Source organism: Nevskia sp., assembly GCF_051860985.1.
In the GTDB taxonomy this organism is placed as follows: Bacteria; Pseudomonadota; Gammaproteobacteria; order Nevskiales; family Nevskiaceae; genus Nevskia.
On sequence record NZ_JBIMKV010000003.1, the window covers coordinates 248,262 to 265,016 of the forward strand.

The window sequence follows — 16,755 nt, forward strand, 5'->3', positions numbered from 1 at the left end:
ACCCCGCGCAGCGCTGCCGCGCCGACCCTCCGGCTCAGTAGCCGGCGCCCTCCGGGCTCGGTGCGGCGGTCGGCTCGGCGGCCGGTGCGGCGGCATCGCCGGACGGCGCCGGCAGGGCCTCGGCCAATGTCTTCAGGCGCGCCAGACCCTTGTCGTAGTCGACCTCGATCTCCTTCTTCATTACCAGGCCGACATAGCGCATCACCGGGTCATGACCGAGATCGGCGTCCATCGACCAGCTGACCACGCTGCCCTCGCCTTTCGGTTCGATGCTGTAGACCGTGGTCGACGGATGCTCGAAGCCATCGAACACCAGCTTCAGTGTCACCGAGCGGTCCGGCGTGGTGGCGATGATCTCCTGGCTGCCGGAGCCGACCTCGGCATTGCCATGCCAGGCATAGCGCGCGCCGACACCCGCCGGCGGGCCGCTGATCTCGACCTTCATCGCCGGGTCCAGGCCGGCCCACGGCGACCACTGCTCGAACTTGTCGAAACTGTTCAGCACCGCGTACAGCGCCGCCGGCGGCGCAGCGATCTCGACACGCCGTTCGACATGCACCTGGTCCGACAGCAGGAACCCGATCCCGACCAGCCCCACCAGCAGCACGGCGACAAACACGACCACACGGATCAGCAGACGCATTGCGGTTCACTCCTCGATATTGGCGGCGGGGCTCTGTCGGCCCGGTCGGGCGCTGCGGGCGCCTGCGCCGACTATACGGCCCGCTCCGGCCGCGCCGTTAGCGGCTTGGCGAGCGGGCCGGCGCTCACTTGCCTTTCCAGACCGGCGCGCGCTTTTCCATGAACGCCTGGCCGCCTTCGCGGGCATCGGCGGTGCCCATCAGCCGGGCGCCGGCTTCCATGCTGAGCCGCGACAGTTCGGCATCGCTCACGTCGACGCCGAGCTTCAGCAGCTTCAGGCTTTCGGCGATCGCCAGCGGCGCATTGGCGGCGATGCGGCGACCGAGTTCGACGGCCTTGTCGATCACCTGATCGGCCGGCGCCAGCGCGTTGATGACGCCATGCCGGTGCAGCAGCTCCGCCGACATCGGCTCGCCGGTCAGCACCGCCTGCGCGGCCAGATTGCGCGGCAGCGCGCGCGGCAGGCGGGCGACACCGCCAGCGGCGGCGATGATGCCGCGCTTCACTTCCGGCAGGCCGAACTGGCTGTCGTCGGCGGCCACGATCAGCTCGCTGGCCAGCGCCAGTTCGAAACCGCCGCCCAGCGCCTGGCCGCGCACCGCCGCGATCCACGGCTTGCTGCGCACGGCGTTGACATAGCCGGCGAAGCCGCCCTCGATGCGCATCAGTTCCTGCAGCGCGCGCGGGTTCGACAGCGCCGACAGATCCAGCCCGGCGCAGAACACCTCCGGCCGCGACGATGCGAACACCACGACGCGGATCGCCGGGTCGGCCTCGGTCACCTGGATGATCTCGGCGATCGCCCGCGCCAGCCGCGCATTGACCGAGTTCATCCGCAGCGGCCGGTTCAAGGTCACCACGGCGACATGGCCGTCGCGGCGTTCCAGCAGCACCGGGCTGCCCGGCGCGCCGACCGGCGGCAGCACGGCCTCGTCGAAGGTCCACTGCATCTGGCCGTCGACCTTGGCGATCTGCCCCGGCAGGCCGATCGGCTCGCGAGCGCCATTGATCAGCAGCGCCTGGCCGCGATAGTCGTGCGGATGCAGCAGCGCCACGGTGCGGGCGCCGTCCGGCGTGCGGGCGACGATCGACGCCAGCTGCGGGTCGCCGCTGGAATCGAACTTGACCAGATAGGTTTCGACCGTGGCCGAGCCTTCGTAGTCGTCGAGCAGCCGCAGCGCCGGCAGGCTGGCGCGGCGGGCGGCGACCGTGTCGTTCAGATCGAGGCTGACCGGCAGCGACGCCGGCGGATCGCGTAGCAGCACGGCCGCGAAATGCTTGGTCACATAGCCGCCGTTGCCGTACAGCAGGCCGCTGTTGGCGCTGCCGGCGCGCAGCACGCGGGTCATCGCGGTGATCGCATGGCTCATGAAATCGCCAAGCGGGCCGCCGAAGAAGCTCAAGCCCCCGGTGACGCTCGGCGCCACGCCGTCGCGCAGGCCGCCGATCGCCTTCAGCGCCAGCTTCGGGATGCACGGGAAGCAGGAATAGATCTCGGCGGCATCGACATCGCGACCGCTCAGGCCGTTGGCCTTCAGCGCCTCGGTCAGCGCCAGCTCCATCGGCAGGCATTCGGCATAACCGGGCCGCGAGAGGAAGTCGTCGATGTCCGAAGCCCCGGCACCGGAGCCGACATAGACCAGCTTTGAGGCCGGCACGCCAGCCGCCAGCGCCGCCGCACGCGAGGTCACGATCACCGCCGCGCCCTGGTTCACGTACAGCTGCGCGACCATCCGCTTCAGGTACGGATAGCTGATCGGCCGATTCTTCGACGAGGCCGTGGCAATCGCGGCCGGATCATGGCCGGCGCGGTCCCAGGCATAGGCGTTGGTCGCCGCCACCGCCGCGTACTGCGCCCACAGCGCGGCCGATTCGGCGGTCGATGCCTCGGCAGTCAGGCCGTTGGCGGCGCGCAGCGCGTTCTCGTAAAGGGTATAGACCTCGGTCGGGTCCTTGAGTCCGTACTTCGCAGCCAGCTTGGTGACGTACGCGGAGCCATCGATCAACGGCGCCGCCTTGCCGCCCGGCGTCCAGCCATCCGGCGCCTTGCGCTGGGCGGCAGCGGCACGCAGCGAACCGAAGGCTTCGGCGCCGCAGATCAGCGCCGCCACCGAGCGGCCGCTGGCGATCTCCACCGCCGCCTGGCTCAGGTAGCGCACCGGCGAATCGCCGCTGATGCCTTCGGTCGGCACCACGGTCGGCGCGATGCCGAGCGTCGACGACACCAGGCCGGGCAGATCGGCGTACGGCCAGGTCAGCTGCGGCACCACGTACAGGCGGTCGAGCTTCGCCAGCCAGCCGCCGCCGGCGTCGGCATCGGCGGCCCGCGCGGCCGCTTCGATCAGCCGCAGCGGCTCCAGGCCGGACTGGCCCTTGTCCGGGCGATCGGTAATGTCGCCGACACCGATGATGACAGGCAGCAGGTCAAGGTTTTCCATGGATGCGGGCAGTTTCGGCCGAAAGAGGAACGTGGCCGCGATGATGCCGAAGCCGGCCACGGTAAGTCTGCTAACCCGAAGCGGCCCATCCCCAAAGGTCGAGAACCTCCGTCATCCGTAATGGAGGTCCGAAGCCTTGCCGCGAAACACCCGGTAGGCGAACGCGGTGTAGCCGAGGATCGCCGGCAGCACCAGAAGCGCGCCGACCAGCATCACCATCAGCGACTCCGGTGCAGCGGCCGCGTTCCAGATGGTGATCCGGTCCGGCACCAGATACGGGAACAGGCTGTAGGCAAGCCCGAAGAAGGCCAGCACGAACAGCGACACGCTGCAGGCGAACGGGCCCCACGACCAGCGGCGCAGACCATTGGCATTGCCGCTGCCGGCATCGACCTTGAGCCGCGACAGGAACACCTGCAGCAGCACGAACATCGCCAGCGAGGCCAGCGGGATCGGCAGCAGCGCGAAGAACTGCGGCAGCGAGAACCACTTGGCGAAGATCGACGGGCTGACCAGCGGTGTCGCGATCGATACCGCCGCGATGCCGGCACCCGTGCCCCAGGCCGACAGCCGCGCCCAGCGCAGCGCCCGCAGTTGCAGCGCGCCTTCGGTCTTCAGGATCAGCCAGCTGGCGCCCAGCAGCGCGTAGCCGGCCGCCAGGCCCAGGCCGATGAAAATCGAGAACAGCAGCCCGGCCGGCGACGCGTCAAAACCGGTGATCAGCTGGCCGAGCATCGTGCCCTGCGCCAGCGAGGCGAGCAGCGAGCCGGCATGGAACGCCAGATCCCAGCGCGCCTTTTTCTCCGACTTCACCTTGGCGCGGAAGTCGAACGCCACGCCGCGCAGGATCAGGCCGACCAGCATCAGCGCCACCGGCAGGTACAGCGCGCCGAGGATGACGCCATGAGCCAGCGGGAACGCCACCAGCAGCAGGCCGACGCCGAGCACCAGCCAGGTTTCGTTGGCATCCCAGAACGGACCGATCGCTGCGATCATCCGGTCCCGCTGCGCGGGTTCGGCGCGCTGCAGCCAGATGCCGACGCCAAGGTCGTAGCCGTCGAGAATCACGTACAGCAGCATCGCCAGCCCCATCAGGCAGACGAAGATCAGCGGCAGCCAGAACGCGGCGCCAGTCAGGCCGGCGGGTACGAGGTCGACCGGATTCATGACACCGCTCCAGCCAGCGGCAGCGCAGCCCCGCCGTGCGCCGGCGGTGTGCCCTTGCGCGCCAGATGGAACACCGCCGAGATGAACGCCACGATCAGCACGGCGTACAGCGCCAGGTACATCACCAGCGAGGTCGCGATCAGCGGTGCCGGCACGCTGGAGGCGGCATCGGCGGCGGTCAGCACGCCGGTGACCAGCCAGGGCTGGCGGCCGATCTCGGTGACCCACCAGCCGGCCACGACGGCGAACCAGCCGGAGAAACTCATCGCCGTCAGCACCTTCAACAACCAGGTCGGCAACGGGCCACGTCGCAGCGCGGCAGCCGACAGCCACGACACCGCCAGCATCAGCAGGCCGACACCGACCATCACCCGGAACGACCAGAACACCGGCGTCATCCGGGGATGGCGCTCGAAGTCCTTGAGGCCCTTCACGACGCCGTTGGCGTCATGGACGAGGTACAGCGAAGCCAGCTTCGGAATCGCGATCTCGTAGCGGTTGCGCTGGCCGGCCTCGTCGGGAATCGCGAACAGCACGGCCGGCGCACCGGCGGTGGTGTCCCACAGCCCTTCCATCGCCGCCACCTTGGCCGGCTGGTGATGCAGGGTGTTGAGGCCGTGCAGGTCCCCCACCACGATCTGCAGCGGAATCAGCGCCGCCGCCGCATAGACGCCGACCTTCAGGCCCAGCGCCACTTCCGGGCCACGGTCGCGACGCAGCAGCCGGTAGGCCGATAGGCCGGCGATCAGGAAGGCCACGGTCAGCGCGCTGGCAATCAGCATGTGCACGAACCGGTACGGCAGCGACGGGTTCGACAGGATCGCCAGCCAGTCGGTGGCATGGGCCACGCCGTCGCGCATCTCGAAGCCGACCGGCGTCTGCATCCAGCTGTTCAGCACCAGGATCCAGAACGCAGACAGCGTGGTGCCGAAGCAGACCAGCGCGGTTGCCAGCGTGTGCACCCGCTCGCTGACCCGGTTCATGCCGAACAGCATGATCGACAGGAAGGTCGCTTCGAGGAAGAACGCGGTCAGCACCTCGTAGGCCAGCAGCGGGCCGGCGATGTTGCCGACCGTGGTCATGAAGCCCGGCCAGTTGGTACCGAACTGGAAACTCATGGTGATGCCGCTGACCACGCCGAGCGCGAAACACAGCGCGAAGATCTTGACCCAGAAGCGGTACAGCGACATCCAGCGCTCGTCGCGGGTCCGGGTATAGCGCACCCGGAAGAACAGCAGCGCCCAGCCGAGGGCGATCGACAAGGTCGGGAACAGGATGTGGAAGGTGATATTGGCCGCGAACTGGATACGGGCCAGCAGCAGGGGGTCGTCCACGTCAGTCGCTCCTCTGGGTATCGGCAATCGGGGTTTGCATCAGGCGGGAAGCGCCCGCAGCCTTCGCCGGTCCTGGAAACAGCGGCATGCGCGCGAGGACTTCAGCGGCAGTATCGGCAAGCGGTGGCGGGCGGGACATGATCGGCAGGTGGTTGGCAGGGCTACCCCGTCTATCAAACGCCATGCCATCCGCGACATACGAAAAACCTGTTTATTTTCATTCGCTTGAATTCCTTCGGCGAGCCGCTCTGCCAGCGCTGACTGCCATCAGGACTGCCGCCGCCGCCCCTTGGCAGTGTTCTGGCAGTCCGCAGCCGCTGCGGCCAAACCGACTCAGGCCAGCCCGTAATCCTTGAGACGCCGATACAGGGTCCGTTCGCTGAGCCCGAGATGCGCCGCCAGCTCGGCACGGCTGCCGTCGAAGGTGGCCAGCGCATGTGACAGCCGGGCCTTCTCGTCGTCCGGGCGTCGGCGCAGCGGCGGCGCCGCGCTGCCGGCGCCATCGAGCAGTTCCGGCGGCAGGTCGCGCGGCCGGATCACGCCGTCGTCGGCAAACAGCCGCGCGCGCTCCAGCACGTTGCGCAACTCGCGGACATTGCCCGGCCAAGCGTGGCGGCGCAGGGTCGCCAGCGCCTCGTCGTCGATGCGCAGCGGCGTGCTGCCACCGATCCGCCGCAGCAGGCTCTGGACCAGCAGCGGCAGATCGTCGTCCCGCTCTCGCAGTGGCGGCAGCTGCACCGGAAAGGCGCTGATCCGGTAGTACAGGTCCTGCCGGAAGGTCCCGGCCTCGACCATCGCCTTCAGCGGCTTGTGGGTCGCCGATACCAGCCGGAAATCGGCGCGCAGGGTCTCGATGCCGCCGACACGTCGAAAGGTGCCGGACTCGATCAGCCGCAGCAGCTTGACCTGCATTGGCAGCGGCACGTCGCCGATCTCGTCGAGAAACAGCGTGCCGCCGTGCGCGGTTTCGGCCAGCCCGATCTTGCGCTGCATCGCGCCGGTGAACGCGCCGCGCTCGTGGCCGAACAGCTCGCTCTCGAACAGCGTTTCCGACAGCCCGGTGCAATCGACCACCACCAGCGAGCCGCGCGCCCGCGGACTGGCCTGATGCAGCGCCCGCGCGAACAGTTCCTTGCCGGTACCGGATTCGCCCTGCAGCAGCACCGGCACCTGGGAGGGCGCAGCACGCTGCAGCGCCGACAGCGCCGCATTGAAGGCATCGGAGCGGCCGACCAGACCGTCCTCGCGCGGCTGGGCCGAGGCGGCGGCGATGCTGTTCAGGCGTTCGACATAGGCGATCACCTCGCCCGCTTCATCGAGGATCGGCCGCAGTTCGACATCGACATGCTCCGGGCCGCGCGGCGTGTGGTGAACGTGCAGCACGCGATCCGGCGCGCGGCTGGCCAGCGCCTGCTTCATCGGACAGTGCTCGCCCGCCTGGTCGCAGGGCACGCTGTACTGGTGCGACACCCGGTAGCACTTCTGCCCGCGCACCTGCTGGCGCGGCGTGGCGAACTGGCGCTGGTAGGCCGTGTTGGCGGCGAGGATGTTGTAGTCGATGTCGAGCACGATCATCGGCGTCGCCTCGTGCTCCAGGTAGGAGATCAGCGCGTGCACCGAAGGGTCCGCGGTCGCCATCGTCAGGTCTGCCGGTTCTGGCGCCCGCTGCGCCCGCTGCGAGCCTAGCGCCAACGCGCGGGACTGCCAATCGACTGCCATCTTCTGCCGGAACTGCCAGCCCCAACGCTGCCAGCATCGGGCAGGGCCCCGTCACTTCCGAATAATCCTGATACCGATCAATGGCTTGATCGCATCGCCCGGCTGGCATGGCGCTTGGCTGCAGATCGGCTATCCGCCAGCACTGGCACCGACACAGGAGTCCGCACCATGAACACGACCCCAGGCCTTGTCGTCGAAGGTCACTTCGACCCGGCCACCTCGACCATCAGCTACCTCGTGCTCGATCGCAGCACCGGGCAGTGCGCGATCGTCGACAGCGTCCTCGACTACGACCCGAAATCCGGCCGGACCGCCACCACGTCGGCAGACGCGCTGATCCGTCGCGTCGAGGAACTCGGTGCCCGCGTGCAGTGGCATCTGGAAACCCACGTCCATGCCGACCACCTGTCGGGCGCTCACTACCTGCGCGAACGGCTCGGCGGGCAGATCGCCATCGGCGACCAGATCCGCACCGTGCAGACGGCGTTCGGTACCCTCTTCAACGCCGACGCGCGCTTCGCCCGGGACGGCAGCCAGTTCGATCGCCTGTTCCACGATGGCGACCGGTTCGCGATCGGCTCGCTCGAGGCGCGCGTGCTGCACACCCCCGGCCATACGCCGGCCTGCCTGACCTATGTGGTCAGCGACGGGGTCGACCACGCCGCCTTCGTCGGCGACACCCTGTTCATGCCGGACTACGGCACCGCCCGCTGCGATTTTCCCGGCGGCGACGCCCGCACCCTGTACCGCTCGATCAACAAGGTGCTGAGCCTGCCGGCGGCCACCACGCTGTACATGTGCCACGACTACCCGCCGAACGGCCGCGCGCCGCGCTGGACCAGCACGGTGGCCGAGGAGCGCGCCCATAACGTCCACGTCCGTGACGGCATCAGCGAGGACGCGTTCGTCGCCATGCGCACAGCCCGCGATGCAACGCTGGCGATGCCGGTGCTGATCCTGCCGTCGGTGCAGGTCAACATGCGCGCGGGCGAGCTTCCGGAACCGGAAGCCAACGGCATGCGCTACCTGAAGATTCCCCTCAACGCGCTCTGAGCGCGTTCCAGCCCCCCCTGCCCGTACCCGCTTCCGGAACCTCGATCATGACGCCTGCCCGCCTTACCGACCGCCTGACCGTTTCGCCGCAGATCACCGCCACCGACCTGCCGGCCCTGGCGGCGCAGGGCTGCACGACGGTGATCTGCAATCGCCCCGATGGCGAGGGCGCCGACCAGCCGACCCATCAGGAAATCGCGCAGGCCGCGGCCGCCCTCGGCATCACCCTGCACTACCTGCCGGTCGTGGCCGGCAAGGTCGATGACGCCACTGCCAGCACCTTCGGCGATCTGCTGGCAAGCGCCCCCGGCCCGGTGCTCGCCTACTGCCGCACCGGTACCCGTTCGACGACGCTGTGGGCGCTGTCCGCCGCCGCGCGCGGCGCGGCGGCGGCACCGCTGATCGAGGCCGCACGACAGGCCGGCTATGACCTCTCGGCACTGGCCGCCCGGCTGGAACGGCAGGCAGCCGAAGCACGGCCAGCGGCCGGCCCGCAGACCGATGTGACGCACACCGTGGTAATCGTCGGCGGCGGTGCGGCTGGCATCGCCACGGCCGCCAGCCTGCTGGCCCGCGATCCGAAGCTCGACATCGCGATCATCGATCCGGCCGAGCGGCACTACTACCAGCCCGGCTGGACGCTGGTCGGTGCCGGCGTGTTCAGGGCCGAGCAGACCGTGCGCCCGATGGCGTCGCTGATTCCGCGTGGCGTGCACTGGATCAAGGCCGCCGTGGCCGCGTTCGAGCCGGAGCAGAACGCAGTGCTGCTGGAAGACGGCCGGGCGATCCGCTATCGAACGCTGATCGTCTGCCCCGGCCTGAAGCTCGACTGGGAAGCGATTCCCGGCCTGTCGGAAACCCTCGGCAAGAACGGCGTCACCTCCAACTATCGCTATGACCTGGCGCCGTACACCTGGCAGCAGGTGCACGCGCTGCGCCGCGGCAAGGCCCTGTTCACGCAGCCGCCGATGCCGATCAAGTGCGCGGGCGCACCCCAGAAAGCGCTGTACCTGTCCGGCGATCACTGGCAACGCAATGGCCGGATCGGCGACGTGAAGATCGAGTTCCTCAACGCCGGCGCAGTGCTGTTCGGCGTCGCCGACTACGTGCCGGCGCTGATGGAATACGTGAAGCGCTACGAGGCCACGTTGAGCTTCGGCCACACGCTGACCGCCGTCGACGGCCCGCGCCGGCTCGCCACCTTCAGCCGGGTGCTTGCCGATGGCAGCCGCGAGACCGTGCAGCGATCCTTCGACCTGCTGCACGTGGTGCCGCCGCAGCGGGCACCGGATTTCATCAAGGCCAGCCCGCTGGCTGACGCCGCCGGCTGGGTCGATGTCGATGCCGGCACCTTGCAGCACCGGCGCCACGCCAATGTCTTCGGCCTCGGCGATGCCGGCAATACCGGCAATGCCAAGACGGCTGCCGCCGCGCGCAAGCAGGCGCCAGTGGTGGCGCACAACGTGATCGCCCAGCTGCGCGACCAGCCGCTCGACGCCCGTTACGACGGCTACGGCTCCTGCCCGCTGACGGTGGAGCGCGGCAAGATCGTGCTCGCCGAATTCGTCTACGGCGGCAAGCTGGCGCCAAGCTTTCCGGCCTGGCTGCTCGACGGCCGCAAGCCTTCGCGGCTGGCCTGGCTGCTGAAGGAACGCGTCCTGCCACCGCTGTACTGGCAGGGCATGCTCAAGGGCCGTGAATGGATGGCCCAGCCCGAACTTGTCGGCTGAGGCGCACATGGACTCACTTTCCCTGACCCATGTCCTGACCCTTGGCCTCGGCGCGCTGATCGGACTGGCGCTGGCGCTCACCGGCGCCGGCGGCGGCATCCTGGCGATGCCGCTGCTGATCCTCGTCCTGCATCTGACCGTGGTGCAGGCGGCCCCGATCGCGCTGCTCGCCGTTGGCCTGTCGGCGGCGCTCGGTGCGCTGCTGGCCTTTCGTCAGCGGCAGCTCCGCTATCGCGCCGCCGCGCTGATCGGCGGTGTCGGCGTGCTGGTGGCGCCGTCCGGCACCTGGCTGGCGCACCAGATTCCGGTGTTGCCGATGACCCTGGTGTTTGCCGCCGTGCTGGCCGCGGTGGCGATCCGGATGATCCGCGAGGCCGCACCGGGTGCCGCGGCGATCACGCCCGATCGCAGCCTGCCCTGTGTGCAGGATGGCGACCGCGGCCGCCTGCAGTGGACCGCGCCCTGCGCCCGCGCGCTGATCGGCACCGGCGCACTGTCCGGCCTGCTCAGCGGCGCGCTTGGCGTCGGCGGCGGCTTCGTGATCGTGCCGGCCCTGGCCCGCTACACCAATCTGACCGCGCGCAGCGTGGTCGGCACCTCGCTGGCGGTGATTGCGCTGGTCTCGGCCGGCAGCGTCACTGTGGCCGCGCTGTCCGGTCACCTGCTGTGGCCGCTGGCGCTGCCGTTTGCCGGCGGTGCCGCACTTGGCACGGCGGCCGGCAGCCGGCTGGCGGGTCGCATCGCGCCGGGCCGGCTGAAGCAGGCGTTCGGCCTGCTGAGCCTGCTGGCCGCCGCGATCATGGTGCAGCGTGCGTGGGCCAGCTGAACCGCGCCGCGCAGACCGCGATCAGGCCCAGACCAGCGTCTCGGCCGCCGTGGCCCACTGCTCGAAGCGGGCGCCGTAGCGGGCTTCCAGTTCGTTGCGCTTGACCTTGAAGGTGGGCGTGACCAGGCCGTTGTCGACCGTCCAGGCATCGGGCACGACGATCAGCCGGTCGAGCCGCTCATGCGGGTCGAGCATGGCGTTGACCTGCTCGCGCAGCGCAGCCAACGCGGCGCTCACCGCCTCGCGGCCGGCAGCAGAAGCGACCGGCGACAGCATCAGCAGCGCGAACGGCTGCGGGAAGCCGGAGCCGGCGACGCAGCAGGCTTCGACGTAGCCGTGCGCGCCGAGCTTGTTCTCGATCTGCGCCGGCGCCACGTACTTGCCCTTGGCGGTCTTGAACGCTTCCTTGGCGCGGCCGGTGATGCGGAAGTAGCCGTCGGCGTCGATGGTGCCGACATCGCCGGTGCGGAAGTAGCCATCGGCGGTCATAGCCTCGGCCGTCTTCGCCGCGTCCTTGTAGTAGCCGATCATCTGACCCGGCGACTTCACCAGCAGCTCGCCGTTGGCCGGGTCGAGACGCACCTCGACCTGATACGAGGGCTGGCCGACGCAGCCGATGCGTCCGGCACCGGCGCCGGTACGGTGCGACACCGCCATGTTTTCGGTCATGCCGTAGACCTCCAGCATGTCGAGGCCGAGATCGAGATACCACTGCTGCAGGTCCGGCGGCATCGGCGCGGCGCCGAAGGTCGGCACGCGGACAGCATCGAGGCCGAGCTGGGTCAGGATCTGCTTGCGCACCCGCGGACCCTGCTCCGGATCGGCGAGCATCGCGGCCAGCTGCGGCTGCGGAATCTTCGCGTTGATCGCCTGCCGGAACTTGGTCCACAGCCTCGGCACCGACAGGAAGAAGGTCGGCCGGGCGCGCTGCAGGTCGGCGGTGAAGGTCTCCAGCCCGAGCGAGAACCAGACCTTGAGGCCGGTGGTCAGCGAATGCATTTCCGAAGCGACGCGATCGGCCACGTGGGCCAGCGGCAGGTAGGACAGCACGCGGTCGTCCGGTGTTGCGCCATAGGCCAGCTTCAGCGCATAGCCGGACACCGCCATCGCCCGGAAGTGGTGCATCACGCCCTTCGGGAGGCCGGTGGTGCCGGAGGTGTAGATGATCGTCGCAAGCTCTTCCGGGCTGCGGTCCGGCGGATTCGGCAGCGGCGCGTGGCGGGCGATCACGGCGTCCCAATCCAGGCTGGCGCGGCCGCCCGGCAAAGGCTCACGGGCCGTCGGCAGGCGAATCACCTCGACGTCGTCCGGAATGCCGGCCAGCATCGCCGCGCGGTCGCTGGAATCGAGCTGGCCGACAAACACTGCCTCGGCTTCGGCGTGTTCGAGCACATAGCGCACCGACTCGCCGGTCAGCGACGGATAGATCGGCACCGAGGCATGGCCAGCCAGCCAGATCGCGAAATCGGCCATGTACCACCAGGCGCTGTTCTTCGACAGGATCGCGATCCGCGCGCCCGCCGGCCAGCCCTGCGCGGCCAGGTGGGCCGCCATCCGCAGCGCGGTGTCGTGCACTTCGGCCCAGGTGAAGGTGCGCACCGTGCCATCGGCCAGCGGCTGGGTCAGGTAGACGGCATCGGGCGTGGTGTGCGCCCAGTGGGCCAGGCGGCGCAACGGCAGATAGGCGTCGATCGCAGCGGACATGAATCCTCCTCGGAATGGTGGCTGCGGTCGTGGCCGCAGCATCGGGTATCGAGGGCGGATCATGCCGGGCTCGACGATGGCCGGGAATGGCGGAAACGGACATCAGTCGCGGACTGCGGACACGCCCTGCATTGACAGGGACGGCAGGCCCTTCAATTATGGACCGGTCAGTCCAGAACCAGAATCGACCGTCCTCCGATGGCCCGCCCGCGCTGCTTCGATGAACACCAGGCGCTGCGCAGCGCCCTCGAGGTGTTCTGGGCCAAGGGTTACAACGCGGCGTCGATGACCGATCTGCTCGACGCCACCCGGCTCAGCAAGAGCAGCCTGTACGCCAGCTTCGGCAGCAAGCAGGCGCTGGTCGTCGAAGCCATGCGCTGCTATGCCGAACAGCTGATGGACGGCCCGCTGGCCGCGCTCGGCCGACCCGACGCCGGCCGCGCCGAGATCGAGGAGGCGCTGCGCGCAACCGTAGCCGTGGCCCGGACCGAAGCCGGCCAGCGCGGCTGCTTCATCAACAACTGCCTGACCGAGATCGCACCGCATGACGCCGAGGTGATGGCCGCCGCAGCCGCCGCGATCCAGCGACTGGAAGCGGCCCTGCTGGCCGCCGTCCGCCGCGGCCAGCAGCACGGCGCGATCACCACCGGCGAGGCGCCGGAAGCGCTGGCGCGCTTTCTGGTCAACACGCTGTCCGGACTCAACCTGGCCGCCAAGTCGAAGCCGGCAGCCGAACGCCTGGACGACATCGTCCGCGTCGCCCTGCGCGCGCTCGACTGAACACGCTTGCCGCCCACCGCCGGAGACTCGCCATGAACCTGCTGAAATCGCTGTTCGTCACCGCCTACATCGTGGCCGGCGTCGCTGGCCTGATCGCGGCGCTGATCATGATCGGCGAGCAGGGCTGGACCTCGCGCTGGCTGGGCACGGCACTGGCCTGTGCCGGGCCGGCACTGTTCTTCTCGCAGCTGATGCTGATGCCGCGAGCGCGGACCTCGCGCAACCTCGGCCCGATCCGCGCCATCGGCCTGCTCGGCACCGCGCTGAGCCTGCTGCTGCCCGGCCCGGCGTCGCTGACGGCAGTGGCGCTGGCGGCGATGGTCGGCGTCGTCGGCACGCTGGCCTATGTCTACTGGTACTCACGCTTCGGCGCTGCCGGCAACGATGCGCTGGCGGTCGGCAACACGCTGCCCGACTTCAGCCTCGGCGAACGCGGCGAGCCGTTACGGACCGCCGCGCTGGTGCAGACCCCGGCGCTGTGGATATTCTATCGCGGCAACTGGTGCCCGCTGTGCGTGGCGCAGGTGCGCGAGATCGCCGCGCAGTACCGGGAACTGGCGCGTCGCGGGGTGGCCGTATACCTGGTCAGCCCGCAGTCCGAAGCCAGCAGCGAGCAGCTCGCCCGGCAGATGGATGCGCCGATGCGCTTCCTGACCGATACCGGCAACCGCGCGGCGGAAGCACTGGGTATCAAGGTCAGGAACGGTCTGCCGGCCGGCTTCCAGGCGCTGGGCTACGACAGCGATGTGCCCCGCCCGACCGTATTCATCACCACCGCCGGCGGCCGGATCATCTACTGCGACATGACCGACAACTACCGGGTCCGCCCGGAACCGGCGACCTTCTTCACCGTGCTCGATCGCCACGCGATCGTCTGACTCCTGACCGCCCGCTGTCCGCCCCCATCCCGGAGACAACCCTTGATCGACCTCTACACCTCGGCCACCCCGAACGGCTGGAAAGCCTCCATCACCCTCGAAGAACTGGCGGTGCCGTACACCGTGCATCCGATCGCGCTGATGAAGGGCGAGCAGAAGCAGCCGGACTTCCTGAAGATCAATCCGAACGGCCGGATTCCGGCGATCGTCGATCGCGACGAGGGCGACTTCGCGGTGTTCGAATCCGGTGCGCTGATGATCTATCTGGCCGAGAAGTACGGCCGCCTGCTGCCGACCGACCGCAAGGGCCGCTCGCAGGTGATCCAGTGGCTGATGTTCCAGATGGGCGGCGTCGGCCCGATGCAGGGCCAGGCCAATGTCTTCTTCCGCTATGCGCCGGAAAAGATTCCGTATGCGATCGACCGCTACCAGACCGAAACCAAGCGCCTGTACAAGGTGCTCGATGCCCGGCTGGCCGATCACGAATACCTGGCCGGCGATTATTCGATTGCCGACATCGCCAACTGGTCGTGGGTGTCGATCCACTTCTGGGCCGGCGTCGACATCGGCGACCTGCCGCACCTGCAGCGATGGATCGAAGCGATCCGCGCCCGTCCGGCCGTGCAGCGCGGCATCGTGGTGCCGGAACCGATCGACTTCGGCATCTCCAAGGAAGAACTGGAAAAGATGGCGAAGTCGATGCTGGTGACCAAGCCGGCCGCAGCGTAGACCGTCGGCGGGCTGAAGCGGCAGGCGCAAGGATTGCGTCCGGACAGCACGGTCGATCCGTAGCGCCAGGTGTCACCCATCCACCGACAGGAACCCAGGTCATGCCGCATCTGTTCAGCCCCTACACGCTCAAGGGCGTCACCCTGCGCAACCGCATCGCGATGTCGCCGATGACCATGTATCGGTCGGTCGATGGCGAGATGAACGATTTCCACATCATGCTGATGGGTTCGCGCGCTGCGGGTGGCTTCGGGCTGGTGTTCCCGGAGCAGATCGCGATCACGCCGGACGGCCGCACCAGCGTCGGCTGCGCCGGCATCTGGAAGGACGCGCAGATCGAAGGCCTTAAGCGGGTCACGGCGATCATCAAGGCATTCGGCGCCGTGCCGGCCATCCAGCTTGGCCACACGGGGCGCAAGGGCTCGGAGCTCAAGCCCTGGGAAGGCGGCGCGCAGCTGCCGCCGGATCATCCGGACGGCTGGCCGGTGGTCGGGCCCTCGGCCGTGCCCTACGGCGGCCACCGCATCTACCCGGTACACGAACTGACGCGCGACGAGATCAAGACGATCCACCGTGCCTACGCCGATGCGGCACGGCGCGCCGCTGATGCCGGATTCGAGTGGCTGGAAATGCACTTCGCTCACGGCTATCTCGGCGCCAGCTTCTTCTCGCCGCTGGCCAATCACCGCACCGACGAATACGGCGGCAGCCTGAAGAACCGCATGCGTTTCCATCTGGAAGCGCTGGATGCGGTGCGCGCCGTCTGGCCGGAGCGCTACCCGCTGACGATGCGTCTTGGCTCTGACGATCTGAATCCGAAAGGCGTGCAGTTCGACGATTCAATCGAAGCCGTTCGGATGATGCGGGATCATGGCCTGGACCTCGCCGACCTCAGCATCGGTTTCAACACCGACGAGATGACGGCACCGCCGTTTTCCGACATGGCGTTCATGGTGGAGCGGGCCACTCGGGTGCGCCGCGAAGTCGGCATTCCGGTTGCCGCCAGCTGGAACCTGGGCCTGCCGCAGGTCGCGGATGAGGTGATCCGCAAGGAGCTGATCGATATCGCCATGCTCGGCCGACCGGCGCTGGCCAATCCGCACTGGCCTGTCTGGGCGGCGCGGGAACTGGCGCACGAGGACCCGTTTTCGCTGGTGCCGGAAGACTGGGCCTGGTGGCTGCGCAATTTCCGCGCTCACGATTCCTGCATCGGCTGGCCGCCGCTGCCGGCAATTTCTCCAGCGCACCAGGTCGCATCAAGCGGGTAAGCGATCAGCACTGATACGGCATGGAGGTTGCTTGAACCGGTGCGGCGGCTGCGATGTTCCGCAGCGCAGGCGACGGCGCTGCTGCCGTGGCTGATGGACCCTTGCCAACGCGGCATCATGCAGCCATGTCTCGACTGACCACCCACGTGCTCGACACCGCTGCCGGTCTGCCGGCGGCGGGTCTGCGCGGCAGCCTTTGGCGCTGTGATGCCGAGCGCTGCGAACGAATCGTCGATTTCCTCACCAACGCCGACGGCCGCCTCGATACGCCGCTGCTCGACGGCGCGGCGTTCACTGCCGGCATCTACGAGCTGCACTTCGAGGCAGCCGCGTACTTCCGGGCGCAGGGCCTGAACCTGCCGGAGCCGCCGTTCCTCGATCGGGTCAGCCTGCGCTTCGGCGTTGCCGATGCCACGGCGCACTACCACGTGCCGCTGCTGCTGTCGCCGTGGAGCTATTCCACCTATCGCGGCAGCTGAGCCGGACC

At 68.8% G+C, this 16,755-nt stretch carries 14 protein-coding genes; 8 read left to right on the forward strand and 6 right to left on the reverse strand.

Going from position 1 to position 16,755, the window contains the following annotated elements; genetic code table 11:
- Positions 1-34: 34 nt before the first annotated feature.
- From ACTIGJ_RS04740 to ACTIGJ_RS04760, 5 genes are all read right to left on the reverse strand, one after another.
- Positions 35-643, reverse strand: coding sequence for an SRPBCC family protein (locus tag ACTIGJ_RS04740; protein ID WP_439639129.1), 609 nt, complete (start codon positions 641-643; stop codon positions 35-37).
- Positions 644-767: 124 nt separating this feature from the next.
- Positions 768-3,080: an enoyl-CoA hydratase-related protein gene (locus tag ACTIGJ_RS04745; RefSeq protein WP_439639130.1), complete on the reverse strand. Its 2,313-nt coding sequence runs from the start codon at positions 3,078-3,080 to the stop codon at positions 768-770.
- 111 nt (positions 3,081-3,191) lie between these two features.
- Positions 3,192-4,247, reverse strand: a complete 1,056-nt coding sequence (locus ACTIGJ_RS04750) for a cytochrome d ubiquinol oxidase subunit II (RefSeq protein ID WP_439639131.1) — start codon at positions 4,245-4,247, stop codon at positions 3,192-3,194.
- Positions 4,244-5,581: a cytochrome ubiquinol oxidase subunit I gene (locus ACTIGJ_RS04755; RefSeq protein WP_439639132.1), complete on the reverse strand. Its 1,338-nt coding sequence runs from the start codon at positions 5,579-5,581 to the stop codon at positions 4,244-4,246. Before ACTIGJ_RS04755 ends, ACTIGJ_RS04750 begins: the two co-directional genes overlap by 4 nt.
- Positions 5,582-5,914: 333 nt before the next feature.
- The gene (locus ACTIGJ_RS04760) at positions 5,915-7,219 is read right to left on the reverse strand and encodes a sigma-54 interaction domain-containing protein (protein ID WP_439639133.1); all 1,305 of its coding nucleotides are present in this window, start codon (positions 7,217-7,219) and stop codon (positions 5,915-5,917) included.
- Between the two features lie 249 nt (positions 7,220-7,468).
- Between ACTIGJ_RS04760 and ACTIGJ_RS04765 the strand changes: the two genes are divergently transcribed.
- From ACTIGJ_RS04765 to ACTIGJ_RS04775, 3 genes are read left to right on the forward strand one after another with little or no spacing between them, the layout of a single operon-like run.
- Positions 7,469-8,353 (forward strand): MBL fold metallo-hydrolase, encoded by an 885-nt coding sequence (locus tag ACTIGJ_RS04765; RefSeq protein WP_439639134.1) that lies wholly within the window; start codon positions 7,469-7,471, stop codon positions 8,351-8,353.
- 47 nt (positions 8,354-8,400) lie between these two features.
- The gene (locus tag ACTIGJ_RS04770; RefSeq protein ID WP_439639135.1) at positions 8,401-10,083 is read left to right on the forward strand and encodes a TIGR01244 family sulfur transferase; all 1,683 of its coding nucleotides are present in this window, start codon (positions 8,401-8,403) and stop codon (positions 10,081-10,083) included.
- 7 nt (positions 10,084-10,090) lie between these two features.
- Positions 10,091-10,909 carry a sulfite exporter TauE/SafE family protein gene (locus ACTIGJ_RS04775; RefSeq protein ID WP_439639136.1) on the forward strand — a complete coding sequence of 273 codons (819 nt, stop codon included), beginning with the start codon at positions 10,091-10,093 and terminating at the stop codon, positions 10,907-10,909.
- Positions 10,910-10,930: 21 nt separating this feature from the next.
- Here the strand turns inward: ACTIGJ_RS04775 and ACTIGJ_RS04780 are convergent, their stop codons facing one another.
- On the reverse strand, positions 10,931-12,613 hold the full coding sequence (locus ACTIGJ_RS04780) for an AMP-binding protein (protein WP_439639137.1): 1,683 nt from the start codon (positions 12,611-12,613) through the stop codon (positions 10,931-10,933).
- 198 nt (positions 12,614-12,811) lie between these two features.
- On the opposite strand from ACTIGJ_RS04780, the gene ACTIGJ_RS04785 reads away from it, so the two are divergent.
- The 5 genes from ACTIGJ_RS04785 (at position 12,812) to uraH (ending at position 16,747) form a co-directional block, all read left to right on the forward strand.
- Positions 12,812-13,393, forward strand: coding sequence for a TetR/AcrR family transcriptional regulator (locus ACTIGJ_RS04785; protein WP_439639138.1), 582 nt, complete (start codon positions 12,812-12,814; stop codon positions 13,391-13,393).
- A 32-nt stretch (positions 13,394-13,425) separates the two neighbouring features.
- Positions 13,426-14,271 carry a redoxin domain-containing protein gene (locus ACTIGJ_RS04790; protein WP_439639139.1) on the forward strand — a complete coding sequence of 282 codons (846 nt, stop codon included), beginning with the start codon at positions 13,426-13,428 and terminating at the stop codon, positions 14,269-14,271.
- A gap of 42 nt (positions 14,272-14,313) precedes the next feature.
- On the forward strand, positions 14,314-15,000 hold the full coding sequence (locus ACTIGJ_RS04795) for a glutathione S-transferase family protein (protein ID WP_439639140.1): 687 nt from the start codon (positions 14,314-14,316) through the stop codon (positions 14,998-15,000).
- A gap of 101 nt (positions 15,001-15,101) precedes the next feature.
- The gene (locus ACTIGJ_RS04800; RefSeq protein ID WP_439639141.1) at positions 15,102-16,268 is read left to right on the forward strand and encodes an NADH:flavin oxidoreductase/NADH oxidase; all 1,167 of its coding nucleotides are present in this window, start codon (positions 15,102-15,104) and stop codon (positions 16,266-16,268) included.
- Between the two features lie 125 nt (positions 16,269-16,393).
- The gene (uraH, locus tag ACTIGJ_RS04805; protein ID WP_439639142.1) at positions 16,394-16,747 is read left to right on the forward strand and encodes a hydroxyisourate hydrolase; all 354 of its coding nucleotides are present in this window, start codon (positions 16,394-16,396) and stop codon (positions 16,745-16,747) included.
- The last annotated feature ends 8 nt before the right edge of the window (positions 16,748-16,755 follow it).

Coding starts and splice junctions, on each gene's coding strand:
- ACTIGJ_RS04770 (WP_439639135.1), top strand. CDS start 8,401: ATGACGCCTGCCCGCCTTACCGACCGCCTGACCGTTTCGCCGCAGATC.
- ACTIGJ_RS04760 (WP_439639133.1), bottom strand. CDS start 7,219: ATGGCGACCGCGGACCCTTCGGTGCACGCGCTGATCTCCTACCTGGAG.
- ACTIGJ_RS04800 (WP_439639141.1), top strand. CDS start 15,102: ATGCCGCATCTGTTCAGCCCCTACACGCTCAAGGGCGTCACCCTGCGC.
- ACTIGJ_RS04780 (WP_439639137.1), bottom strand. CDS start 12,613: ATGTCCGCTGCGATCGACGCCTATCTGCCGTTGCGCCGCCTGGCCCAC.
- ACTIGJ_RS04785 (WP_439639138.1), top strand. CDS start 12,812: ATGGCCCGCCCGCGCTGCTTCGATGAACACCAGGCGCTGCGCAGCGCC.
- ACTIGJ_RS04775 (WP_439639136.1), top strand. CDS start 10,091: ATGGACTCACTTTCCCTGACCCATGTCCTGACCCTTGGCCTCGGCGCG.
- ACTIGJ_RS04750 (WP_439639131.1), bottom strand. CDS start 4,247: ATGAATCCGGTCGACCTCGTACCCGCCGGCCTGACTGGCGCCGCGTTC.
- uraH (WP_439639142.1), top strand. CDS start 16,394: ATGTCTCGACTGACCACCCACGTGCTCGACACCGCTGCCGGTCTGCCG.
- ACTIGJ_RS04745 (WP_439639130.1), bottom strand. CDS start 3,080: ATGGAAAACCTTGACCTGCTGCCTGTCATCATCGGTGTCGGCGACATT.
- ACTIGJ_RS04790 (WP_439639139.1), top strand. CDS start 13,426: ATGAACCTGCTGAAATCGCTGTTCGTCACCGCCTACATCGTGGCCGGC.
- ACTIGJ_RS04765 (WP_439639134.1), top strand. CDS start 7,469: ATGAACACGACCCCAGGCCTTGTCGTCGAAGGTCACTTCGACCCGGCC.
- ACTIGJ_RS04740 (WP_439639129.1), bottom strand. CDS start 643: ATGCGTCTGCTGATCCGTGTGGTCGTGTTTGTCGCCGTGCTGCTGGTG.